Annotated in this window: 19 protein-coding genes; 2 read left to right on the forward strand and 17 right to left on the reverse strand. The window is 50.8% G+C overall.

The genetic code is table 11. The features are described from left to right. The 10 genes from rimM to FYJ62_RS01965 form a co-directional block, all read right to left on the reverse strand. Complete coding sequence (gene rimM, locus FYJ62_RS01920) at positions 1-504, reverse strand: ribosome maturation factor RimM (protein WP_154547206.1); 504 nt, start codon at positions 502-504, stop codon at positions 1-3. 54 nt (positions 505-558) lie between these two features. Further along, complete coding sequence (gene rpsP, locus FYJ62_RS01925; protein ID WP_002879737.1) at positions 559-831, reverse strand: 30S ribosomal protein S16; 273 nt, start codon at positions 829-831, stop codon at positions 559-561. 104 nt (positions 832-935) lie between these two features. Next, a complete protein-coding gene (ffh, locus tag FYJ62_RS01930) occupies positions 936-2,366 on the reverse strand; it encodes a signal recognition particle protein (RefSeq protein WP_154547208.1) in 1,431 nt (476 codons plus the stop codon). Positions 2,367-2,378: 12 nt separating this feature from the next. Then, positions 2,379-2,720, reverse strand: coding sequence for a YlxM family DNA-binding protein (ylxM, locus tag FYJ62_RS01935; protein ID WP_154547210.1), 342 nt, complete (start codon positions 2,718-2,720; stop codon positions 2,379-2,381). A 180-nt stretch (positions 2,721-2,900) separates the two neighbouring features. Continuing rightward, positions 2,901-4,349: a C69 family dipeptidase gene (locus tag FYJ62_RS01940; protein ID WP_154547274.1), complete on the reverse strand. Its 1,449-nt coding sequence runs from the start codon at positions 4,347-4,349 to the stop codon at positions 2,901-2,903. Between the two features lie 54 nt (positions 4,350-4,403). Next, positions 4,404-5,678: a signal recognition particle-docking protein FtsY gene (gene ftsY, locus FYJ62_RS01945; protein WP_154547212.1), complete on the reverse strand. Its 1,275-nt coding sequence runs from the start codon at positions 5,676-5,678 to the stop codon at positions 4,404-4,406. 2 nt (positions 5,679-5,680) lie between these two features. Beyond that, positions 5,681-9,244 (reverse strand): chromosome segregation protein SMC, encoded by a 3,564-nt coding sequence (gene smc, locus FYJ62_RS01950; RefSeq protein WP_326831973.1) that lies wholly within the window; start codon positions 9,242-9,244, stop codon positions 5,681-5,683. Further along, positions 9,244-9,942: a ribonuclease III gene (gene rnc / locus FYJ62_RS01955; RefSeq protein ID WP_154547214.1), complete on the reverse strand. Its 699-nt coding sequence runs from the start codon at positions 9,940-9,942 to the stop codon at positions 9,244-9,246. Before rnc ends, smc begins: the two co-directional genes overlap by 1 nt. Positions 9,943-10,078: 136 nt before the next feature. After that, a complete protein-coding gene (locus FYJ62_RS01960) occupies positions 10,079-11,872 on the reverse strand; it encodes an oligopeptide ABC transporter substrate-binding protein (RefSeq protein ID WP_154547216.1) in 1,794 nt (597 codons plus the stop codon). 203 nt (positions 11,873-12,075) lie between these two features. After that, positions 12,076-13,002: a hypothetical protein gene (locus FYJ62_RS01965; RefSeq protein ID WP_154547218.1), complete on the reverse strand. Its 927-nt coding sequence runs from the start codon at positions 13,000-13,002 to the stop codon at positions 12,076-12,078. Positions 13,003-13,132: 130 nt separating this feature from the next. Between FYJ62_RS01965 and FYJ62_RS01970 the strand changes: the two genes are divergently transcribed. Further along, positions 13,133-14,740, forward strand: coding sequence for an NERD domain-containing protein (locus FYJ62_RS01970; protein ID WP_154547220.1), 1,608 nt, complete (start codon positions 13,133-13,135; stop codon positions 14,738-14,740). A 681-nt stretch (positions 14,741-15,421) separates the two neighbouring features. Then, positions 15,422-15,625, forward strand: coding sequence for a hypothetical protein (locus tag FYJ62_RS01980; RefSeq protein WP_154547224.1), 204 nt, complete (start codon positions 15,422-15,424; stop codon positions 15,623-15,625). Positions 15,626-16,006: 381 nt separating this feature from the next. Here the strand turns inward: FYJ62_RS01980 and FYJ62_RS01985 are convergent, their stop codons facing one another. The 7 genes from FYJ62_RS01985 to plsX form a co-directional block, all read right to left on the reverse strand. Further along, on the reverse strand, positions 16,007-17,773 hold the full coding sequence (locus FYJ62_RS01985; protein WP_154547226.1) for an oligopeptide ABC transporter substrate-binding protein: 1,767 nt from the start codon (positions 17,771-17,773) through the stop codon (positions 16,007-16,009). Positions 17,774-17,927: 154 nt separating this feature from the next. Then, positions 17,928-18,842, reverse strand: a complete 915-nt coding sequence (locus tag FYJ62_RS01990) for an ABC transporter permease (protein ID WP_154547228.1) — start codon at positions 18,840-18,842, stop codon at positions 17,928-17,930. A gap of 11 nt (positions 18,843-18,853) precedes the next feature. Further along, positions 18,854-19,813 (reverse strand): oligopeptide ABC transporter permease, encoded by a 960-nt coding sequence (gene opp4B / locus FYJ62_RS01995; RefSeq protein WP_154547230.1) that lies wholly within the window; start codon positions 19,811-19,813, stop codon positions 18,854-18,856. 3 nt (positions 19,814-19,816) lie between these two features. Next, on the reverse strand, positions 19,817-20,773 hold the full coding sequence (locus FYJ62_RS02000; RefSeq protein ID WP_154547232.1) for an ATP-binding cassette domain-containing protein: 957 nt from the start codon (positions 20,771-20,773) through the stop codon (positions 19,817-19,819). Positions 20,774-20,789: 16 nt separating this feature from the next. Then, positions 20,790-21,788 (reverse strand): ABC transporter ATP-binding protein, encoded by a 999-nt coding sequence (locus tag FYJ62_RS02005; RefSeq protein ID WP_154547234.1) that lies wholly within the window; start codon positions 21,786-21,788, stop codon positions 20,790-20,792. Positions 21,789-22,228: 440 nt separating this feature from the next. Beyond that, positions 22,229-22,471, reverse strand: coding sequence for an acyl carrier protein (gene acpP, locus FYJ62_RS02010; RefSeq protein WP_154547236.1), 243 nt, complete (start codon positions 22,469-22,471; stop codon positions 22,229-22,231). A gap of 106 nt (positions 22,472-22,577) precedes the next feature. Continuing rightward, on the reverse strand, positions 22,578-23,570 hold the full coding sequence (gene plsX / locus FYJ62_RS02015) for a phosphate acyltransferase PlsX (RefSeq protein ID WP_154547238.1): 993 nt from the start codon (positions 23,568-23,570) through the stop codon (positions 22,578-22,580).

The following is a 23,570-nucleotide window of genomic DNA, read 5'->3' on the forward strand; positions in this document are numbered from 1 at the left end:
TCAGCGCAATCCCTCCATCAATACGACTCTGACCTGGCCGCTGGCCAAGTCGACCTGCTTGACGACGTCATCGATGTAGGGAATCCAGAAGCTTTTGCCTTCAAGGTCGGTAACTTCCCAGATATCGTTGGCGCCTGGGGCTTGGATGTCGGTCAGCTTGCCGATCTTCTCCCCGGTCTCATCGTCAACGACTTCCAGGCCCAGCAGGTCCTTGTAGTAGTAGACCCCGTCCGGCAATTCCCCTTGGTCTGCTTCCGCGATCACGATTTCCTGGCCTTTCAGCTGCTCTGCCTGGTCAATGTCGCTCACCTGATCAAAAACGACCAGCCAGAACTGCTTGAAGGGCCGCCCGCTTTGGACCGTCACCTCGCGGCGTTCAGATCCGACATACAGGCGGGACCCTGGACGGAAGCGGTCTTCCGGGAAGTCGGTAACGGCCACGACCTTGACCTCGCCCTTCAGGCCATGGGTGCCAACAATTTTGCCAACGTTGTAGTAGTTCATTGAATTCTCCCTAACAAAAAAAGCTTGAAGCCAGCGCCCCAAACTTTTTTACAATTACTTGTTGTACTTTTCGTCGTGCAACTTAGCCATCAGGCCTGCGCCTGAAAGAAGTGAACGAACAGTGTCTGAAGGTTGTGCACCCTTCTTCAGCCATTCGAAGATCTTGTCTTCATCAAGCTTCAATTCCTTTGGTTGTGAAACTGGGTTGTAGTAGCCAACTTCTTCAATAAAGCGGCCGTCACGTGGTGCACGTGAATCTGCTACAACGATACGGTAAAATGGCTTTCTCTTGGCACCCATGCGGCGCATACGAATCTTAACTGACATTAAATTGTCCTCCTAAATTTCAATAGTTTAACTATAGCACCTGAAAATGAGTCTGTAAAGTATTTTTACTTAACAGACTCATTTTTTCGCGAAAAAAGTCCTTTTTATGAGTGGAAGCGCTTGATCTTCTTCATGCGCTTGGCCTTGTTCTTCTTGAAGTTCTTGCCCATTCTCCGCATGGCCATCTTGGCCATTGGCGTGTTCATCCCCGGCAGATTCTGCAGGTCCTTGAAGTTGCCCTTAGTGACCTTGGACATCATTTCCTTGGCGGTCTTGAATTCCTTGATCATCCGGTTGACTTCAACGATCGGCACCCCGGACCCGGCAGCGATTCTGCGCCGGCGGCTCGGATTGAGCAGATTTTCGTTTTCCCGCTCTTCAGGGGTCATTGAGTAGACGATGGCCTTGGTGTGGGCAATCTGCTTTTCGTCAATTGAGAAGTTCTTCAGCTGCGGATTGTTGGCAAAGCCTGGGATCATCTTCATGATCTCATCCAGCGGTCCCATCTTCTGCACCTGCTCCAATTGGTCGATAAAGTCATTGAAGTCGAAGGTGTTGGCCCGCATCTTTTCGGCAACCTTTTCGGCCTCCTTGGCATCGTAGTCCTGCTGGGCCTTTTCAATCAAGCTCAGCATGTCCCCCATGCCCAGGATTCTTGACGCCATCCGGTCTGGGTGGAAGACGTCCAGGTCGGTCAGCTTTTCCCCTTGACCGGTAAAAAGGATCGGCTTGCCAGTCACGGCTCTGATGGACAGGGCTGCCCCGCCGCGAGTATCGCCGTCCAGCTTGGTCAAGATCACGCCGGTCACGTCCAGGCGGTCGTCAAAGCCCTTGGCCACGCCAGTCGCTGCCTGGCCAGTCATGGCGTCGACTACCAGGAGAATGTTGTCTGGGTGGGCCACGGCCTTGACTTCTTCCAGTTCCTTCATTAATGGTTCATCGATTTCCAGCCGCCCGGCCGTGTCGATGATGACGTAGTCATTGTGGTGCTTCTTGGCTTCAGCCAGCCCGTCTTCAACGATTTTTGGCACGTTCTTTTCGCCCGGCTCCGTGTAGACTGGCACCTTCAGCTGGTCGCCGATCTGCTTCAGCTGATCGATGGCCGCTGGCCGGTAGACGTCGCCCGCGATCAGGAAGGGACGGGCATTCTCCGTCTTCATCAAGCGGTTGGCCAGCTTGCCGACCGTGGTGGTCTTACCGGTACCTTGCAAGCCGACCATCATGATGATGGTTGGCACGTGCGGGGCCTTGTTTAAAGGAACCGCGGTCTCCCCCATCATCTTGGTCAGCTCTTCGTCAACGATCTTGATGACTTGCTGGCCAGGAGTCAAAGATTCCTGGACTTCTGCCCCCAGGGCGCGCTTCTTGATCGTCTTGATGAAGTCCTTGACGACCTTAAAGTTGACGTCCGCTTCCAAAAGGGCCAGCCGGATTTCCCGGGAAGCGGCATTGATGTCTTCTTCAGAAATCTTCCCCTTGCCCGTTAAATTGCGCAGCGCCTTCTGCAGGCGTTCACTCAAATTTTCAAAAGCCATATTTTCTTGTCCTTATTCTCCTCTAATCAATTGCAGCAGGCGGGCGAGCTCTTCAAGGGCCTGCTCCTGCTTGCCTGCCTTCAGGTCAGCCCGGGCCATGACCAGGCCCCCTTCAAGCTCATTGAAAGTGGCCAGAAGGCCGAGCTTGTCCTCGTACTTCTGCAGCGCCTTGGATGACCGCTTCAGGTTGTCATAGACAGCCTGTCTTGAAACCCGGTGGTTGTCCGCGATCTCACCCAAAGACAAGTCGTCATAATAGTAGTCTTCGAAATAATCTTGTTGTCCTTGCGTGAGCAGTGAGCCATACATCGCGTACAAATCACCCAAGGCTTCAGTTTTGTTCAGTTCATCCATAATTTTTCACCTTTTTTAAGTATAGCAAACTCTGCTCAAAGCATAAAGAAAGACGAGCAAGATTCAAGCCCCCCGACAAAACGAGTTTGGGTACATAAAAAGGCTTCCAGAAGTTTTTTTTAACTTCTAGAAGCCTTTTTTATTCGTTAGAGTTTTTTCAGACTCGTTTGCTTATCTAGCCTAGAGATTCTTGTCCATGTTGAAAGTCAGCTTAGACATCCGCATGGCTTCTGAGAAGAGCTGGCCCCACAGCTTTTCAGTTTCCTGTCTGGTATGGGCCACGGTCTCCTGGTTGGCCTTGGTCAAGAAGGCGGTCAATTCCTCCCCGCTCTTGCCCTTAGCCTGGTCAATGACTTCTTCCACCCGGCCGCGGTAATAGCGGTTCAGCTCCTGCAGGTAGACCGCGTCTTCTTGGACGAAGTGGGAGTAATGACTCTCAACCAAGGCAGCGAAGGACTTGTAGAACCACCAGGCATCTTTCAGGTTGTAATCCATGCTGGTGTCGTTATATGACGGGTCAGTGTCGCTCATATTGGTAAAGAACGGCACGAATGGGGTAAAGGTCGGCCCGCCGATGCAAAGCCACATGATTCCGGCCAGGTCGCTCGGCACGTCGCTTCTGACTTCCAAAATGTGGGCATTTTGGGTCCGGTTCAGGCCAATTGGCCGGTAGCGGTGGTGCTCTTCTTCAGTTCCCCGGGTGCCAAATGGGTCATAAACCGTATCTTGGTAGTGCGAGCCCAGAACGAATTCGATGTCTTCCTTGCTGATCTTCTTTTCCGCCTTACGGATAAATGGCAGGTCAGGGTCTTCCGGGTCCTGGTCGATTGCGGGGTTGAAGTATTTTTGGGCATACCAGGCACGTGGGGTATTGTAGTGGCGGTCCTGCTCAGTGAAGGTGCCAAAAATGTGCCGGAAGTTCCAGCCTTCTGGGTCAGGATTCAGGTGGTGCTCTGCCACGAATTCCTGGATGCCCTCGCTCCACATGAATTCATTAGGCTTGCTGAAGTCGACCTGCTCAATGGAAACCCGGTTGGGCGCTACGGCGTAGCAGTCATCCGGAATTCTTTGGGCAACCCAGTGGTGACCGGTCACGATCTCCATGTACCAAATATCGTCCTTATCTGAAAAAAGGACTGAGTTGCCGGCAGGAGACCCGTACTTGGCGATCAATTGGCCCAGGTACTGCACGCCACCTTTGGCTGAATCGATGTATGGCAAGACGACGTTGACGATGCAGTCTTCATCCAGGCCGTCCTTGACCAAAGGGTCAAAGGCCAGGGTCCGCTCATTGCCATAGGTTGATTCGGTCGCGGACATGGCCACGTTCTTCTCGTTGATCCCGCTTTCCTCGTAGTAGCCTTCCTTCTTGTAGTTGACGTTCGGAACGGCTGGGTAGCGGTAGGCATTCTCTGGCAGATCCATCTCAAACTTGTTCAGCCAGGACTTGATATGGCGGCCCTTTTCCCCGTGCACGGCCGGGTTGACCACGAACTTCTGCTGGCAGATTGGCGAGAAGGTGTCGTCATTTCTGGCAATCAGGTTGTTCCCGTCCATGGCGGCCTTCTTGCCGACCAGGATCGTCGTACATGCGTCATGCTTGCTGGCATGGCCATCATTTTCAATCATTCGCATCTTTTACCTCAAATCATTTTTGCTAACAATCATTATTGGCTTAACTGGCTACAGGAGGTCATGGAAGAGGCCAACCGCGTAGCTGGCAGCATCGAAGTCAGCCAAGTCTTCCGCCTTTTCGCCCAGACCCACCAGCTTGACTGGCAGCTTCATCTCGTGGCGGATGGACAAAACCACCCCGCCCTTTGACGATCCGTCCAGCTTGGTCAAAACCAGGCCGGTCAGCTTGGTGGTCTTGTCAAAGTCCTTGGCCTGCAGGAGGGCATTTTGCCCCGTAGATCCGTCCAAAACCAGGAGCGTTTCGGCCGGCTGTTCAGGCAGGCGCTTCTTGATGGTCCGCTGGATCTTTTCCAATTCCTTCATCAGGTTGACCTTGTTTTGCAGCCGCCCCGCGGTGTCAACTAAGAGGTAGTCGGCCTCTTCTTTGATGGCCCGCTCCAAGCCGTCGTAAACGACGGCAGCCGGGTCAGCCTTTTCCGGACCAGTCACGACTGGCACGTCAACCCGCTTGCCCCATTCAACCAGCTGCTCAACGGCCCCGGCTCTGAAGGTATCGGCGGCAACCATGATCACTTTCTTGCCTTGGTCATGGAAGCGCTTGGCCAGCTTGCCCACAGTCGTGGTCTTGCCCGCCCCGTTGACGCCGACGAAGAGGTAGACGTTCGGCTTGGCGCTTGGGTCATAAGTCAGCTTTTCATTTTCCGGGTCGCCATTGTCATCGTAGACTTCCACCAGCTTCTGCACGATGACCTTCTTCAGGTCTTCGCGGCTCTTGGCCTTTTGCAGCTTGGCCTCTTCGCGCAGCTGGTCGGTCAGGTCCTCGCTGGTTTCATAGCCAACGTCTGATTCGATCAGCAGCTCTTCCAGTTCGTCAAAGAAGTCTTCGTCAACCGTTCTGAATTTGGCCAAAAAGGCATTCAAGCGGGCCCCAAAGCCCTTGTTTGACTTGGACAGGCCCTGCTCGTAGAGCTCAGTCCGCTTGGCTTCAGTGCTTGCCGCTTCCGTTTCTGCCTCAGGTGCTGGTTCGGCAGCAGGCTCCGCTTGGTCAGTTGCTGCTGGAGCCGCGGCTGCTGACTCGACCGCTTCTGGAGTGGCTGTTTCTGGAGTAGCTGCTTCTTGGTCAGCTGCTTCTGGCTCGGTTGCGCTTTCTGAAGCGGCAGCTGCTGGTTCTTCTGCTGCTTCTTGGCCAGCACTTTCTGGCTCAGCAGCTTCTTGACCGGCGGTTTCCTGGTTTTCGGCTTCTGGCTGGCTGGCTTTTTCTTCTTCCTTTTCAGCTTCCTTGCTGCCAAAAAGGCTCTTCTTGATTCGATCAAATAATCCCAATGTTATACCTCGTCATCTTTTAAATCTTTCAGGGAGACCGACAGAACTTGTGAGACCCCTGACTCCTGCATCACGACCCCATACAGCTGGTCGGCCTTTTCCATGGTCCCGCGCCGGTGGGTAATCACGATGAACTGGGTGTGCATGTCGTATTGCCGCAAAAAGCGCGCGAAGCGAAGCACGTTGGCGTCATCCAGGGCTGCTTCGACTTCGTCCAGCACGCAGAATGGCACTGGATTGACTTCCAGCATGGCAAACAAAAGGGTGATGGCAGTCAGCGACCGCTCCCCCCCAGACAGTAGGCTCAGCCGCTGCAGCTTCTTGCCGGGCGGCTGGGCAATGATTTCAACCCCGCTTTCCAGCAGATCATCTGGATCAGTCAGTTGCAGCTTGGCATGCCCGCCCCCAAAGACTACCGGGAAGAGCTTGGCGAAACTGGCTGCAATCTCATTAAATGTCTTGGCAAAACGGTCCTTGACTTCCCCATCCAGCTCATCCATGGACTGCTGGAGGTTTTCCCGGGCCTTGAGCAGGTCATCCTGCTGGCCATTCAAGAAGTCATAGCGCTGCTTGACCTCCGCGTATTCGTCAATTGCCCCCAGGTTGACCGGACCGATGTCATCCAGCGACATCTGGTGGAGCTTGACGCTCTTGGAAAGAGCCGCCAGGTTATCCGGCGTATTCTTCACCTGGGCTTGGGCGCGGGCCGCTTCATAGGTCAAGCCGTAGTCGCCGCGCAGGGTATCCAGGCGGTGGCTGATCTGACTCTTGATCGTGGCCAGCCTGACTGAATATTCTTCCTGTTCACTGGCCGCGTCTTTTCGCAAGTCATAGTTTCTGGTCGCCACCGCTTCCAATTGGTTGATCTGGGCGTTCAGCTGACCTAATAACTGACTGGCCTTATCCAAGTCCTGCTGCTTTTCGGCCCGTTTTCCTTCTAATTGCTGGCTTTCAAGCTTGAGCTCTTGCTTCTTGCTTTCGGAAACAGCTGTGGCATCGGACAAGGAAGCCAGCTTTTCCCTTAGCCTTGTCAGCTGCTCCTGACTGCTCTTTTGGTGCTTCTGCCGCTCTCTGAGCTGGCTTTGCAGGTTTTCCAGCTTGGTTAGCAAAACGGCCAATTCCGGATCCAGGTCGGCCAGCTGCTTTTGCACGTCGGCATTCATTTCCGTATAGTTCTGAATTTTAGCCTGCAGGTCATCCAGCTTAGTCTGCTGGTCTTTAGCCTGGGCAGCCAGCTTGGCTTGCTGGTCCTTCTCCTTGGCCAGCTGCTCTTCTAATTCTGCAATCCGGTGCTGCTTTTCCGCCAGCTGCTGCTGGTAAAGTCGGCTGGCACTTTCCAGACGGCTGACCTCCTTTTCCTGGTTCTTGAAGGTCAAGACGGCTGAATTGAGCTCTTGGTTAACCTCCTGCAGGTCATTCTTTGCCTGCTGGGCATCTTGATCAAGCTTCTTGATCTTCTCCTCCAGTTGGCTGGCCTGGTCTTGATCCCGGTCCACCTGCTGGGCCAGGACCTGGATGTCTTCAGTCAGCTTGCTGATTTCCGCGGTGATCTGCAAAGGCGAGTTGCTGCGCTGGTTGCGCATCCCCCCAGTCATGGCCCCGCCAGGACTGATCACGTCCCCGTCAAGCGTCACCACGCGGTAGCGCCCGATCGTCCGCGAGACCTTCAAAGCAGTATCCATGGCATCAACGATAATAATGTTGCCAAGCAGATATTCAATGGCTGCCGTCAAGTCCTGGTCGCCTCGATAGTCAACCAGATCGCTGGCTACGCCTTGAAAGCCTGGCAGGTTTTCCAGAGACTTGCGGGTTGAGGCCGGAATGGCATGAATGCGCAGCCCATCCAAAGGCAGGAAGGTCGCTCGCCCGGCCCGCTTTTGCTTCAGGAGCTGTATGGCATCGCGGGCAGCCAGCTTGCTCGTAGCCACTAAATCTTGCACCCCGCTACCCAAAGCCGTCGTCATTGCGGCTTCCAGGTCGCTGGAGAAGGTCAATAGCTCCCCGACGGCCCCAATAATGCCAGGATACTGGTCTTGCTGATTCAAGATTGCCCTGACGCCAGCATAATATCCCTCGTGACGCTTTTGAATGTTGCTGAGGGCATCCCGGCGGGCAGTGGTCTTTTGCAGGGAACGCAGGCTCAAAGCCAGTCTTTGGTCAATTTCCTGCTTCTCAACGGCCAATTTTCCCAGCTCATCAGCATCAGCTTTAACCTTTGCTTCTTTCTCGGTCCGCTTCTGGCTCAGCTTTTTCCCTTGCTCGCGCAAGCTTTCCAGCGCCAGCCTGCTCTTATCCAGCTGGTCCGACACGTCGACCGCGCGCAGGTCTTGGCTTTCCTTGGCCCGCTTGAGCTCGCCCTTCAGGTAGACCACCTGGTTGTTGGCGCTGGTTTGATCTTGCAGGGTCTGGATATAGCTGGACCTGAGGGCATCAAGCTCTTGGTTCAGCTGGTCGGGATTCTCCCGCAGCTGACTGGCCAATTTCCGGCGCTTTTCTTTAAGGGCATCGACCTTTTCCTGCCATTCTTCTTCATTTGCCTGCAGGCTTTCCAAGTCCTTGGCTACTTGGCCCAGGTCGCTCTCAAGCTCTTGGACCTGCCGCTCATATTCGCTTTTGGTGGCCTGGTCATACTGGCGAGACTGCTGAGCCATCTGCAAATGGGTGCTGATCTCCGACAGGCGCTTGGTCACCTCCAGCACTTCCTGCTGGAGGCCGTCCCGGCGCTGGCTTTCCATTTGAAACTCTTCCCGCTTGGCGGCCAGCTTGGCCTGAGACTGCTTGACTTCAGCGTCAAGCTTGTCCAGGATCTGCTTGCTTTGCGTGGCCTTGGCCATGGTTTCTTCCCGCTCTTGGTTGAAATTGTCGATTTCAAAGGCCAAAAGCGTCTTCAAATCGCGGTCAAGCCCCTGCTTTTGGAACTTGTATTCCATCGCCAGGGAGCTTTGCTCATGCAGCGGCTCAATCCGCTTCTCCAATTCCTTGACCAGGTCGTTGATCCGGATCAGGTTGTCATTGGTCGTTTCCAACTGGGCTTGGGCCTGCTGCTTCTGCTGCTTGAAGTGGAGGACGCCGGCAGCTTCTTCGATGATCCCGCGCCGCTCTTTGGGCTGGGAGTTCAGGATCTGGTCGACTCTCCCCTGGGAGATGATGGCCAGGCTGTTTTGAGACAAGCCCGAATCCATGAACAGGGCCCGCACGTCCCGCAGGCGGACCTGCTTGCCGTTGATCAGGTACTCGTTGTCGCCAGACTGCAGGATTCGCCGGGCAATGGTCACCCGGTCAGCCGGCAGGTCCAGTTCGCGCTGGCGGTTGTCAAAAACCATGGTCACTTCCGCCCGGTTGAGGGGCTTTCTGAATTCGCTCCCCGCGAAGATGACGTCCTTCATGCTCCGTCCGCGCAAGGACTTGGCGCTGCCTTCGCCCATAACCCAGCGAATGGCTTCGGTGATGTTGCTCTTGCCTGACCCGTTGGGGCCAACGATCCCGGTGATCCCGTTGGTAAACTGGATTTCCGTCTTGTCGGCAAAAGACTTGAAGCCGTCCAATATCAAACTAGTTAAGGGCACTATTTGCCTCCCTCAGTCAATCTTTCCAAGGCATGCTGGGCAGCCTGCTGCTCCGCCTTCTTCTTGTTGTGGCCCTCACCGCTGGCCAGTACCTGGCCATTGACGCTGACCTCTACCCGGAAGCTGGATGGCGACTGACTTTCGTTGATCACCTTATATTCAATATCCACGCTCCCATTTTGCTGCAGGTATTCCTGCAAGTCGGTCTTAAAGTCCCGCGACGGAGTAAAAAAGCCAGAATCAATCACTGGATAGACCGTCTGCTTCAAGAAGCTTTCAACGGCCTCAATTCCCTGGTCCAGGAACAAGGCGCCGTTAAAGGCTTCAAAGACGTCTTCCAAAAGCGCCTTGCGCTCGCGGCCCCCAGCCTTCTCCTCACCAACGCCAAGGTTGATTTCCGGCTTGAAGCCACAATCCAGGGCCATCTTTGAGAAGCCTTCGGTACGAACGATGTTTGACCGCAACCGGGTCAGCTCGCCTTCATTCAAGTGCCGATAGTGCCGGTAAAGGTAATCAGACACCGTAAATTCCAGAACCGCGTCACCCAAGAATTCAAGTTTTTCATAATCGCCCAAGGTCTTCTTGGGATTCTCATTCACATATGAAGAGTGCGTGAAAGCCTCCTCTAAGAGGCGGGCGTCGTGAAACTTCACGCCGTACTTTTCGTCAAGCATTTTAATAAATTTAGTTGAGACCATGCATTCCCATCCTTTCGTAACACTAAAGATTATAGCAAATGCGCCCCTTATTTGTGGCCTTTTATGCAATACTCCAGCAGCTAACACTCATTCAACAAAAAATCTTCAGCCGCTGGGCCGAAGATTTTAGTTCTGCTTAATTTTGCTTCTTAAAGCCAACCTGGTACCAGAGCGGGTGGTTGTTGTTGCGCTGGGCTGGTTCGGTCGAGAAGTTGACCAGCCGCTTGTTGACGGCCATGATCTGGTAGGAGCTGGTCAATGGAATTACAAAGGCCTGCTCATTCATATACTTCTGCCACTTCTTGAAAATCTTGATCCGGTAGGTCAGGTTGAAGGCGGCCTGTGAATCCATCTGCTGCAGCAGCTTGGTGTTTTCCGCGGTCTCAAAGCGCTCAAAGTTGTACTGGGTTCCAGCCCCGTAGAGGCCGTTTTGGGATGGCTCGTCGTTTAAAGTCCAGCCGGCAATGAACATGTCAACCTGCGGGTCATCATCAAAGATCATGTTGTAGAAACTGTTGAATTCCAGCAGACGCCCTGAAGTCAGCTTGACATGCAGGCCAACCTGCTTCCACTTTTTAATGTAATTGGCAATGATTTTCTCTCTTGAAGAATCACCAGACATCGCCGCCAAGTGAATCACGAACTTTTTGCCCTGTGGGTCGCGCCGGTAAGTCTCGCCCTTCTTCCACTTGTAGCCGGCCTTGTCCAGCAGCTGATTGGCCTTCTTCTGATCATAATAGTAGCCCTTAATCGTACTGTCATAGTAATCGCCGAACTGCTCCGGAATCAAAGTCTTGATCCGGAAGGTCAGTCCACTGGTGTACTTGCGCTGAATCTGGTTGACGTTCATGGCATAGCCAATCGCGCGGCGCAGGTACTTGTTGGCCATCTTGGAGTTTTTATTCATCTTGACGCTGCTGGTCTTGGGATCCCACTTGCCCAGTTTAAAGCCAAGATAGTTGTATTCCAAAGGAATATTGGCCACGAAATTGTACTTCTTCGTATTCCGGACCTGCTTCCACTGGGAGTTGACCACTTCGATCAAATCATAAGTTCCCCGCTTAATTGCCGTGGCCACCGACTTTGGCGAGATGATCGAAATAATGATCTTCTTAAGCTGGGGCTTTCCCCGCCAGTAGTACTCGTTTCTGACCCAAGTGACTGACTGGCCGGCACTGATGTCCTCAACCTGGTAAGGGCCAAAGTAAAGGGGTTTCTTTCTGATCTGTGCACAAGTCACCAACCGGTCAAACGGCACCCCTTTAAGGTAGTGGTAAGGGGCGGCTGATTCCCAAAAATAACCATTGCCGGACTTCAGCATCCCTGGGTGCATTTCTTTGAAATGGATGACCACCTTGCGACCGCTTGGCCCATTTGGCATCTCGATGCCGGAGATCGTGGCGCTCTTGCCGTCGTGGTATTCTTTTAAGCCCACGATGTTTTGCAGAGAGCTGGTGTAGTGGGAACTGTCGGATTTCTTATTGGCAATGATTTCATAGGCATATTCCACGTCCTTAGCCGTAACCTGCACACCATCTGACCACTTGACCCCCTTCTTGACGGTAATCGTGATCGTCTTGGCCGACCGATCCAAGGAAAAAGTTGCCGCCCCCGAGTTGGTGATGTTGTAGCTGTTGTCCGTGTCAAAGAGGGATTCTGATCCAAATTGAGCTAAGTTGGCATCAGTATTTGAGTCCGCCAGTTCCTCAGAGAAGATCCCGGTAAAAGGAGTATCCGTTTCAAGCGCCACATGAATCATACCGCCAGCCTTGGTATGGGCAAAGCTGGTCGCGACTGGGAACTGCATGGCGTCTTCAGCCCCGCTGTTGGAATTCGTCTTAGTCTGCCTGCTGGCCGACTTCCCGCAGCCGGCAAGGATTAAGGCCGCGCTGATCAAAGCCAGACAGGCAATCCTTTTTACTTTCTTCATGCACTAAATCCTTCCATTTCCAATCCGTTTTGATAAGCAATTTTGTACTTTACTGAAACTTTTAACCATTTTATTAATTATTTTAACATAATCAAAACGCTTGTGATCATATTGCAAAACAAAACATACTAATCTAGTTGGATGATTACTCGACGGAGTAGTCGTTCAACACTAGATTAGTATGTTTTGCTGTCGACCCTGTTTCAGGAGGCGCTGAACAAGCTGATTAAGCGTCGGTGCGCGCAGCTGCAGCAGTAGGCTTTTTGACAATTTGGCCCGGAGGGGCTATAAGGTTGGCTGACGAGTCGAGAAAAACGCATGGTGCGTATTTTGAGATAGAGGGCATCTGGCTTAACTGCCAGACGCGGGAAACGTCGATGCTGACACACCCTTGATGTGAACGAGAAGGAGTCACGGCCGTCTATGCCGTACTGATTTTGGACAATTCGGCCGCCTTGATAGAAGGACCCTGGTAACAGGGTCCTTTTTTGTTGGCGTGGTGGAGTTGGGGGGCGCCGTTGCTGCTGCCCCCAAAGTATGTCAACCGGTTTGGATTTTGGCCGAAAATGCCCCCAAAGTATGTCAACCGGCGTGGATTTGGTCGAAAAAAGCCCCCGAAGTATGTCAACCGGTTTGATTTTGGTCGAAAAACGCCCCCAAAGTATGTCAACCGGTTTGGATTTGGTCGAAAAAAGCCCCCGAAGTATGTCAACCGGTTTGATTTTGGTCGAAAAACGCCCCCAAAGTATGTCAACCGGTTTGGATTTGGTCGAAAAAAGCCCCCAAAGTATATCAACCGGTTTGGATTTGGTCGAAAACCGTCCCCAAAGTATGTCAACCAAATCTGGTTGAGTCAACTCGGGGGCGAAAAACATCAAAAACCAGCCCGGTTGAGTCAACTTGGGGGCAAAAAACGGCAAATCCCACATCGGTTGAGTCAATCTGGGGGCGAAAAATATCAAAAACCAGCCCAGTTGAGTCAACTTGGGGGCGAAAAACGGCAAAAACCAGCCCAGTTGAGTCAACTTGGGGGCAAAAAATGGCAAATCCCACACCGGTTGAGTCAACTTGGGGGCGAAAAAACGCCAAATTGCAATCGGTTGACATACTTTGGGGGCTGCATCGGCCACCCCAGCCGCACCAACCACCTACCTTCAAACTTTACAAAAACGAGAACTGTCAAATATCACCTATTTTTTAGCCACTAATTTCGGTAATTTTGGCTTTTTTTGTTGTAATAATAAGTGAAGGGGGATTACCATGAACAGAATTTTTGACCATTGGTTTACCACAACCAATGAAGAACAAATCGATAATGACACCGTTATTGAATCAGCCCGCAAAAGTGAGCTGATTTACAATCCTAGTTATACCTACCCGGTTCAGCTGTCCACGACTAACATGCCCGGAATCAATTGGATAAACAACATTTTAAATAGTTACAACCAGCTTGAACTTAGCGATCCGTACCCGATTTTGTCCCAGGATCAGTTGAACAATGCCAACAATCTGCTCACTGGGGATGCTGGCGAGCAACTAGTTGATCAAGCACTAAAGAAGCTAGTTAACCAGACTACCATCGTTTTTCATGATGTTCTTCTGCCTTATCAATACGGGCAAAGAAATGGGGACTTTGATAATCAAATTGATAATTTGGTCGTTACCAGTACTGGCATTTACTGCATTGAAGTTAAGGTGCGCAATTTTACCGGCAATTACTTTAATGTAAAAAAACTTTCGCCAGCCATCTACCAACAAATTACCTTCCATAAAGAAGCTGTCAAACAAGCTTTGCAAAGTGCAGGATATTCTGTTCCTAATAACCTTGTCAAAAATATTGTTGTCGTCATCGCTCGAGATAGTCATGAGAACTTTGATTTTAACGGCCAAACTAGCCTAGAGCATAAAGGGGCTAGGGTTAGCACCTTAGGTGAGCTCACAATAACCGTGAGCGAGGGCTTTAACCAGTGCTATTTAAGGGCAGAGCAAATTCAGGATATTACGCGGATTATTCAGAAAAGTCGACTTCCAAATAAGCGAGTGTATCTGGATAATGTTCGCTTTAAGCTGACTCAGCAGCATTTTGACAAACTGGTACAAATGGAACAAACAGTTAGCTGGCATCTGCCAGTTGAGCAGAATATTTGCTATGCCAAAGAGCTTAACGATTTGCCGATGACTGGCCTAAATGCTACGCAGCAGAATCTTTTTTGGATTATTGTTGGGCGGCTCTATGGTCAAGGCCGGCAAAGGATCAGTTTAACCGCTAATGAGCTGAAAGAGTCAGCGGGTTATCGCGGCAAAGACCATAAAAAGTTTGATGTGCTGATCGGCAACCTTGCTGCCGTAATGCAGGAAATGCCAGTTTTCCGGCAGGCAAAGTTTGAGTCTGGTAATTTAAGCGTGACGCTCAATGACCGGGACTTGCCGCTGTTTAACCAGTACACGCCAGACTTTATTTCTTGGAATAATTGGCTTTTTAGCAAGATTAAATCAAATAATGCTAAAACCTTGTTTCGCAAGTTTGTTGAATTGGCCAACCAAGGGGCTTACCAAGCGTCGTTCCCGGACTTGCGCAGCCTGCTTGGCATTCAGCCATGTTACCGAAATACTTATGTTGTAAGAAAGCTAGACGAGGCTGTTTTGCAGTTGGCACCGTTTTTCCGAGATCTTAAATATGAGCTCAAACGGGGACGGAATAACGAAATTGTCGCGATCACTTTTACCTTTGACAAGATTAACCCCCAGGAACTGCTAGCCGTGTATAGCGCCGATAAATATTTGGACAACATCTCGGCAAACTTGGCTTTGTCTGAGCCTGACAAACAGCGGGCTCGGGCGCTTTTTGAGAAAGAATTCCTGAGTTAGCCGGCTGCATCGGTATCAAAGTGAGAAATGAAAATATGAAAAAGTTTACCAAATCTGCAACTTTTGTGAACTATGTCTGGCAAAATATTTATTGTTGCGGATGCTAACTCTGAGGAAGTTGATGCAAGCGTAGGCAGTACAATTGGCAAGAAATTTGGCAAAAAATTTGTAACCAAGAAATTGCCACAAATAATCTATGGCAAATTGCCAAAAGCTGTCATCCAAAAATCACATTAAAGAAGTTCGAAAAAGCTTGGAATGATCTTTTCTTAGGTAGTGTAGCAGGAAAAGTCAGCGAACAGGCATATAATTATACAGTGAAGAATCATATGCCGAAGTGGGCAGCAAAATCAGCAGCCGCTGTGTTATATGGTGTAATTTGGTATTATCTAAATTAAGATGGGAGAAAATATGGATAAGCTAAAAAAGAAAATGCCGAAAAATAAGTATGCACGAGCTGCTATCTCATTGACAATCTTTTTTGCCTGCATTCTGCCAATCCAATACTTATTTGAGAAATTGTCATTTAGTACATTTTGGTCAAACTTTCTTGGCTTAACTATTGGTGTGTACCTCTTTCGGAAAATCATCGTTGCTTTGGAAATTCAACGACACAATTTTTAAAATGTCACTTTATTTAGTGGCATTTTTGTCCTTTTAGCGTGTAGTAAGGGAAAAGGAATGGTTGAATACATATGGCTACGATATGATATCCATTGGTGGCTGGACATTCTCCCTGAAAAACGGGAAAAGCTCAACGTCTATGATGTGGCAAAGGATACACGTTCTGTTGTCAAGAAAAAGCTGGCCGCCAAACTTAATTGGCTTGGCAGCTACCGAGAGGACATAAGTGCTAATACTGGGTATGATTGCCTTTCTTCTTAAAAAAGGGCAAAGTTTACGCGTACGCCGACAACTATGCATTCCGCTATCGAAACCCGGCGATCCTGCCCTCCCGCTATAAGTAGAACTCTGGCTTCTGTTTAAGATTTTCTCTGCCTGCCAACTGCCACGGCAGACCGGTAAAACGTATTCTAGATTTCGGGTGAAAATTGCAGCTTGATGCGGTGACAGCAAACCGGTTAAGCTAAAAGAAAAGCTACTTATTGCAAAATCCGCAATGACCTATCCTGTGCTGCTTGGCGCAGGATTTTTTGTGCAAAAAAGACGGAAGCCATGCTTCCGTCTTTCTTGCTTTAACCCTAAAAGCAAATGTAATGTTGATTTTATCGTGTGTATAAGGAGTTGCTTGTTTTTGGGATCTAATTACTTCTTGAAGCCAGTCTTGTACCATACTAAGCCAGATTGTGAAGGCTTAAGTGAGTAGTTGACCAGCTTGCTGTTGACAGCAGTAATGCTGTAACTGTTGTACATAGGTACAACATAGGCTTCCTTTTGCATGTATGCTTGCCATTCGTGGAACTTCTTTACGCGGTATGCGTGGTTGAAGGACTTTTCGCTGTTCATTTCCTTCAGCAGCTTGGTGTTTTCAGCCGTTGCAAACCGTGAGAAGTTGAATGGAGCCTTAGCGCCGTACATGTCGTCTTGTGAAGGCTCGCTTGACAGTGACCAGGCGCCCATGAAGACGTCAACTGATGGGTCATCGTTTTCAATCTTGTCGACCCATGAGTTGAATTCAATCAGACGGCCAGTGGTCAGAGTGACGTGCAGGCCGACCTTCTTCCATTGCTGGATGTAGTTCTGGACGATAGCTTCTTGGTTTGGTGAACCACTCATGGCAGCCAGGTGAATGGTCAGCTTCTTGCCATTTGGATCCCGGCGGTAGGTTTCACCCTTCTTCTTCTTGTAGCCAGCCTTGTCAAGCAGGGCGTTAGCCTTCTTGAGGTTTTCTGGGAAGCCGGCCAGCTTGCTGTTGTTAAAGTCGCCAAATTGTTCTGGAATCAAAGTCTTAACTCTGAAAGACAGGCCTTGAGTGTAGTGCTTTTCGACTTCATCAATGTTCATTGCATATGCCATGGCTTGACGGAGGTAGCGGTTGCCCATCTTGCTGTTCTTGTTCATCTTGACTGAGCCGGACTTCTTGTCCCACTTGCCGACCTTGTAAGCCATGTAGCTGTAGCTAAGCGGAACCTTGGCAACGAAGTTGTAGCCCTTAGTGCCCTTAACTTCCTTCCATTGGGAGTTGACAACATTGATGACGTCAAACTTCTTAGACTTGATAGATTGTGAGGCAGTGTTTGGTGATACGACTGAGATAGTAATCTTCTTCAGCTTTGGAGTGCCACGCCAGTAGTATGGGTTTCTTACCCAGGTTACTGATTGGCCACGAACCACCTTAGATACCTTGAATGGACCGTAGTACAGAGGATTCTTGCGGATCTTGTCGCTTGACTTCAGCTTGGAGAAAGGCACGTCCTTTAAGTAGTGGTAAGGAGCGGCGTATTCCCAGAAGAAGCCGTTGCCTGATTGGGTCATCCCTGGCTTCATCGTGTTGAAGTGGATGACAACCTTGCGGCCATTTGCCCCATCTGGCATGTCAATCCCGGAAATAGTCTTGGCCTTGCCTGAGTGGTAAGCAGCCAGGCCAACGATGTCCGCCAATGAACTGGTGTAGCGGGTTGATTGGCTGTCCTTGTTGGCGATGATTTCATAGGCATATTCAACGTCCTTGGCAGTAACCTGCTTGCCGTCAGACCACTTGACGCCCTTCTTCACTTCGATCGTCACCGTCTTGGCCTTGCGGTTGAGCTTGAAGGTGGCTGAACCGGAGTTGTTGATCTTGTATTGGTCGTCAGTCCCAAACAGGGCTTCATCACCAAATTGGGCTACATCACTGTCAGGCGCTGTATCAGCCAGTTCATCGTTGAAAATCCCGGTAAATGGGGTATCAGTTTCTTCAGCAACAGTAATGCTGCCACCACTCTTGGCCGTGGTCATTGCCGTTTGTTCTGGGAATTTCTTAGCGTCTTTAGCGCCGCTGTTGCTGCTCGTCGAGCTGCTCTTGCCACATCCGGCTAAGAGCATCGCGCCGGCCATAAATACGCCGAACGCACCAAGTGCTCTTCTCTTCATAATTTTTCTACCTCCAGATATATATTAAACTCAACTATCTTTTCCCCAAGTCTCATAGGAAAAGATAAATTGGTCTTCATTTGCTTATTCTAGCCTTTCACGATTAAAAGTCAATGATAATTTTAATTTTATTTTTATTTCGTTAAAAAGCAGGCTAGTTCTCTCTTTGACGGGCATCCCCGGCCTTCTGCAGGGCTTGGCCAACGTAGTTGATGCTCAAGCAGATGATCAGCAGCATGATCGTTGCTGGCAGCCAAAGCCATGGACGGTCGATGATATTGACTGGGTCGTTGGCATAGCCGATCAGCGTCCCCAATGATGGCGTCTTTGGCGGCAAGCCGTAGCCAATGAAGGACAGACCGGTTTCAATCCCAATGTTGCCGGAAACGCTCAATACGACGTCAATGATGATCATTGAAGCGATGTTTGGCAGCACTTCTCTAAACATGATCTTGGCATTGGATGAGCCAGAAGTCTTTGAAGCCAGGACATAGTCGCGCTCACGCTGCGACAGGACGAATGACCGGTAGTATCTGGCTTCAGTGGTCCAACCAAACATGGAGATCAGCAAGACCAAAGTCATCGCGTTGTAATTTGGCACGACGGTAACCAAGACGATCAAAATTGGCATTTGCGGCAAAATCTGGATAAAGTCCACGATCCGCATGATGATGTTGTCAATGGCGCCGCCAAAGTAGCCGGAAACCAGACCAACGACCAAGCCGACGACTTCACAAAGAAGCGTGACCATCAGCCCGATCATGATTGAGTTTCTCCCGCCCATGATCAACAGCTTAAAGATGTCGCGGCCCCCATTGTCAGTCCCGAAGATGTGGCCATTTTCCCCCCATCCGGCATAGGATTCCAGAATGTGCATCTCAGTTACCTGACTGCTCTTCAAGAACAAAGAGCCAACAAAGGTAAAGAGGAGAATAAAGACAATCGTGCAGAAGGCAACCGTAGCGGTCCTGCTGCGGAAGATTTCCTGAAAGGCCACTTTCAGGGCTGATGGTGGAATAACTCGCTCTTCGTCTTGCTTTTTCTTTTTGCCAATAGTAAATAAAGCCATTTATTCCACCTCTACTTCACGCGAATTCTTGGGTCGACCAAACTCATGATAATGTCGGACAATAAGTTGCCCAGCAGGGTCAAGGTCCCATAAATCATGATCAAGGCCGTCAGGGTCGTATAGTCTCTTTGGGCAATTGAGTCAAGAAACAGCTTCCCCATCCCTGGGAAGGAGAAGACCGTTTCAATGATCATTGACCCGCCAAGCAGGCCGGTAATGGTGTTGCCCAGGAAGGCTGCGATTGGCAGGAAGGAGTTGCGGAGAATGTGCTTGTTAAAGACCACTTTTTCCGGAACGCCCTTTGACCGGGCCGTCTTGACGTAGTCTTCAACCTTGTTGTCAATGATCCCGGTCCGCAGGTATTGGACGGTCCCAGTCGTCGCGATGATCGCGTACAAGATGGCTGGCAGGATCATGTGGTCCAGCCGGCTCCAGAAGACGCCCCAGAAGCCTGAAGCGTTGGCGGACACGGTCCCGCTGATTGGGAACCAGCCAAGAGTGAAGCCAAAGAGCCACAAGCCAAGCAGGTAGAAGACGAAGCCTGGGATGGCGTAGGTTACGTAGTTAAAGATTGAGATCGCTCTGTCTTGCCATTCGCCTTCGTGCTTGCCGGCCGCGATCCCCATCGGGATGGCAATGCCGTAGAGCAGCAGCGTTGACAAAAGCGACAGCCAGAAGGTGTTCTGAGCTCGGTCCGCAATCAGGGAAGATACGGAAACGTGCTGAATGTAGCTTTGTCCAAAATCCCCATGCAGCAGGTTCTTCACCCAGCGAAGGTACTGAACCGGCACTGGGTCGTCCAGGCCATAGACGTGCTTTAAGTGATTGATCGTGGCCTGGCTTGAGTTAGGGTTGATCAAGCCCGTGAACGGGTCCCCTGGCATCATCTTGGCCAGGATGAAAACGATCATGCTGAGCAGGATCAATTGCGGAATCATGATCAGCACGCGCTTCAAAATTGTTTTCCACATATGCTATTCTCCTCCATCGATTTGTTCCTTAGGCAAGGCCACCAGGTGGTTTGGCGCAACCTCCTGCAGCGGGTAGACCCGGCCGTCCTTGTCGTACCAGTCTTTTTGGTTCTTTTGGAACTCACGCTCAATTCTGCGCCGCTCGTTTGCGTGGGCGTCACGGTTTTCAACGTCAACTTGCGGAATGGCGGCCAGCAAGCGCTTGGTGTAGATGTGCATCGGGTTCTTGTAGATCTCTTCCAAGCTGCCGACTTCAACCAGCCGGCCCCGGTGCATGATTGCCAGGTTCTTGGACATGTGCTTGATGACGCCCAAGTCGTGGGAAATGAACAAGAAGGCAATGTTGTACTGCTGCTGAATGTGCTTCATGAAGTTCAAGACCTGGGCCTGAACGGACAGGTCCAAGGCACTGGTCGGCTCATCAGCCACGATCAGCTTCGGGTTGGTGGCCACGGCCCGGGCAATCCCGATTCTTTGCCGCTGGCCGCCAGAGAACTCGTGCGGGAACTTGTAGATGGCGTCGCTGGGCATCCCGACGATGTCGAGCAATTCTTGAACCCGGTCGCGCTCTTGGTCAGTCGTCAGATTTTCGAAGTTTCTGATCGGTTCAGCGATGATGTCTTCAATCCGCTTGCGGGGGTTCAGACTGGACATGGAGTCCTGGAAGATCATCTGCACGTCCTTGTTGTAGTTCAATTTGCGTCTGACTGAAGCCTTGGTAATGTCCTGGCCCTTGTAGATGATTTGTCCGCTGGTAACTTTCTCAACCCCAACGATGGCCTTGCCAGTCGTTGACTTGCCGGAGCCGGATTCCCCGATCAGGCCGTAGGTTTCGCCTTCCTTGATGGAGAAGCTGATGCCATCGACGGCCCGCACGTAGTCGGTGATGCGGTTCCAAAAACCTGAGCGAACGGGATAGTGGACCTTCAGGTCCTTGATTTGAATGATTTCATTTGCCATATTTTTCTAAACCCTCTCAATCATTTTGGAAGTGGAAATTCTTCCAGCAGGTGCAGCGGACGAAGTGGTTTGGCGCAACCTCGTGCATGACCGGCACCTTTTCATGCTCGCTGGCCGGAATCCAAGGAATTCTTGCGGCGAACCGGTCCCCCTCTCTTGGCATGTTCTTCAAAGACGGCACCGTCCCTTGAATGACGTGCAGGTCTTCGTCGTCAGCGTCCGACTGGGGCATGGAGTTCAAAAGCGATCTGGTATATGGGTGAAGCGGATGAGAGAACAAGGTCTTAACGTCGGCCTTTTCCACGATCTGGCCCGCATACATGACGGCGACTTCATCAGCCGTTTCCGCCACGACGCCCAAGTCGTGGGTGATCAGGATGATCCCGGATTCAGATTCCTTCTGGATTTCCTTGAGCAAGTCCAGGATCTGAGCCTGGATGGTTACGTCCAGGGCAGTGGTTGGCTCGTCAGCGATGATGATCTCCGGCTTGCAGGCCACCGCCATGGCGATCACGACTCTTTGCCGCAGACCGCCTGACAACTCGTGCGGGTACATGTCGTACATCGTTTCGGGCTTTGGCATCCCGACTTCTTTGAAGAGTTCGATGACTCTGGCCCGCCGTTGCCCCTTGTTCATCTTGGTGTGGTAAAGCAAGGATTCGGCTACCTGGTCACCGACCTTCATCAAGGGGTTCAAGCTGGACATTGGGTCTTGGAAGATCATGCCAATGTCGTTGCCGCGAATCTGGTCAAACAAGCCGTCCGTCAAGCTAACCAGGTTCAGGTTCTTATATTTAATGTCGCCTGTCACGCGGGTGTTCTTGCGGTCGTACAAGCCAACAATGCTGGAAGCAATGGTGCTCTTGCCGCAGCCGGATTCCCCGACGATTGCCAGAACTTCGTTGCGCTTCAATGTGAAGTCAACGCCGTCGACGGCATCATAGAACTTGCCTTGCAGGCGATAACCGGTATGGAGATTTTCTACGTCTAATAGAATGTCTTGATGATTATCCATATCTTCTCCTTCAGAATTCATTAAAGATTTAATGCAACTCTCATCGTGCTTTTGTTTATACTTTTCTAGCATAACTCTTTGACAGACAATTTCAATAGCCCTTCAGCATTTATTGTGAGTTTTTTATGGCTTTTTTGCGAATTTTTCCGGATTTTTATGATAATTTTTCTTAACAAAGCCTGACTGATTGCCATTTTCTGTTAATGAAGCATTTTTTGACCAGTGAATTGATGAATATGCGTACATTGCCACGGTGATGGGAATTATAGCGCTTTTATGCTCCGTTTTTTCGCATAACCAGTTAAGGCTTGCCCCCCGGGCCATTCATTTAATTTTTTGCTTCCGTTACCGTTAATATATGGCGCAAAAAAAGAGGATGAATGCTCATCCTCTTTTTTGTAATTTTTAAAAGAATCTTCACTGCCCTTTGGTAATCAAAATTATCCTTGATGGGCTTTGATATACTTTACGGCATCCCCGACCGTGGCAATGTTTTCCGCGTCCTCGTCAGGAATTTCCGCGCCAAATTCATCTTCAAGCTGCATGATGAATTCCACCAAGTCAATTGAGTCTGCATCCAGGTCCTTGGTAAAGTTGGTGTCCATGGTGATCTTGTCCTTGTCTAATTGAAAATTGTCAGCAATCAATTCGGCAATCTTGTTGAAAATTTCTTCTTCAGTCATCTTTTTTCTCCTGAATTCTTTATTTATTAAGCTATTTGTCTGCTATTTGCTTGCTTTGCCAATTATAGCCTATCCAAGGGCAGATTACAGCATTTATGCTCACTGCCTACTTGCTGAACTCTTCCTTGAAGGCTTCAATCAGATTCTCAGCCAGCATCTTGTCGACCTGCTTGATGGCATAGTAGATCCCGCGCGCGTCTGCCCGACCGTGCTGCTTGACTACCGGGGACTTGAGCCCCATTAAGACGGCCCCGCCGTACTTGGCCGTGTCAAAGCGGCTGGCAACTTCCTTAAAGGCAGGCTTGGCCATTAATGCCCCGAGCTTGACCTTCAAGCCGTTGCTCATCAGGCTGTCCTTGAGCAGGTGGATGATGACAGAGGCTGAGCCTTCAATGGACTTCAGGACCGCGTTGCCGGTAAAGCCGTCAGTCGCCACGACGTCCGCCTTGCCGGTCAGCAATTCATGCCCTTCGATGTTGCCAATGAAGTTCAAATTGGAGTCCTTGAGCAGCTGGTAGACTTCCTTGTGCAGGGCATCACCCTTGTCAAATTCAGCCCCATTGTTCAAGAGGGCTACGCGCGGATTCTTGACCCCGCGGACCTTTTCCGCGTAGTAGGAGGCCATTTCCGCCCATTGCAGGAGGTATTCCGGCTTGGATTCGGCATTGGCACCAACGTCAATGATGTTGAAGCCATCATCGGAATTCTGCACGGGCATGGTTGGCATCAGGCCTGGACGCTCAACCCCTTTGATCCGGCCCACGATAAAGATCCCGCAGACCAGCAGGGCCCCAGTGTTGCCCAAGGACAGCAGGGCGTCTGCCTGCCCCTTCTTGACCCAGTTGGCCGCGACGACCATTGAGGAGTCCTTCTTGGTCCGCATGGCCTTGACTGGCTCGTCCTCATCCTGGATGACTTCCGTGGTTGGCACGATTTGCACCCGCTCGCGGTCGCTGCCCACCAGCTCCTTGAGCTTAGCCTCATCGCCAAACAGGATAAATTCAGTTTCAGGAAGCTCCTTCTTTGCCTTAAGCACGGCTTCTACGATCGCCTGTGGGGCATTTTCGCCGCCCATGGCGTCTACTGCAATTCTTCTCAT

It is taken from the genome of Lactobacillus porci, from assembly GCF_009695985.1.
Lineage (GTDB): Bacteria > Bacillota > Bacilli > Lactobacillales > Lactobacillaceae > Lactobacillus > Lactobacillus absianus.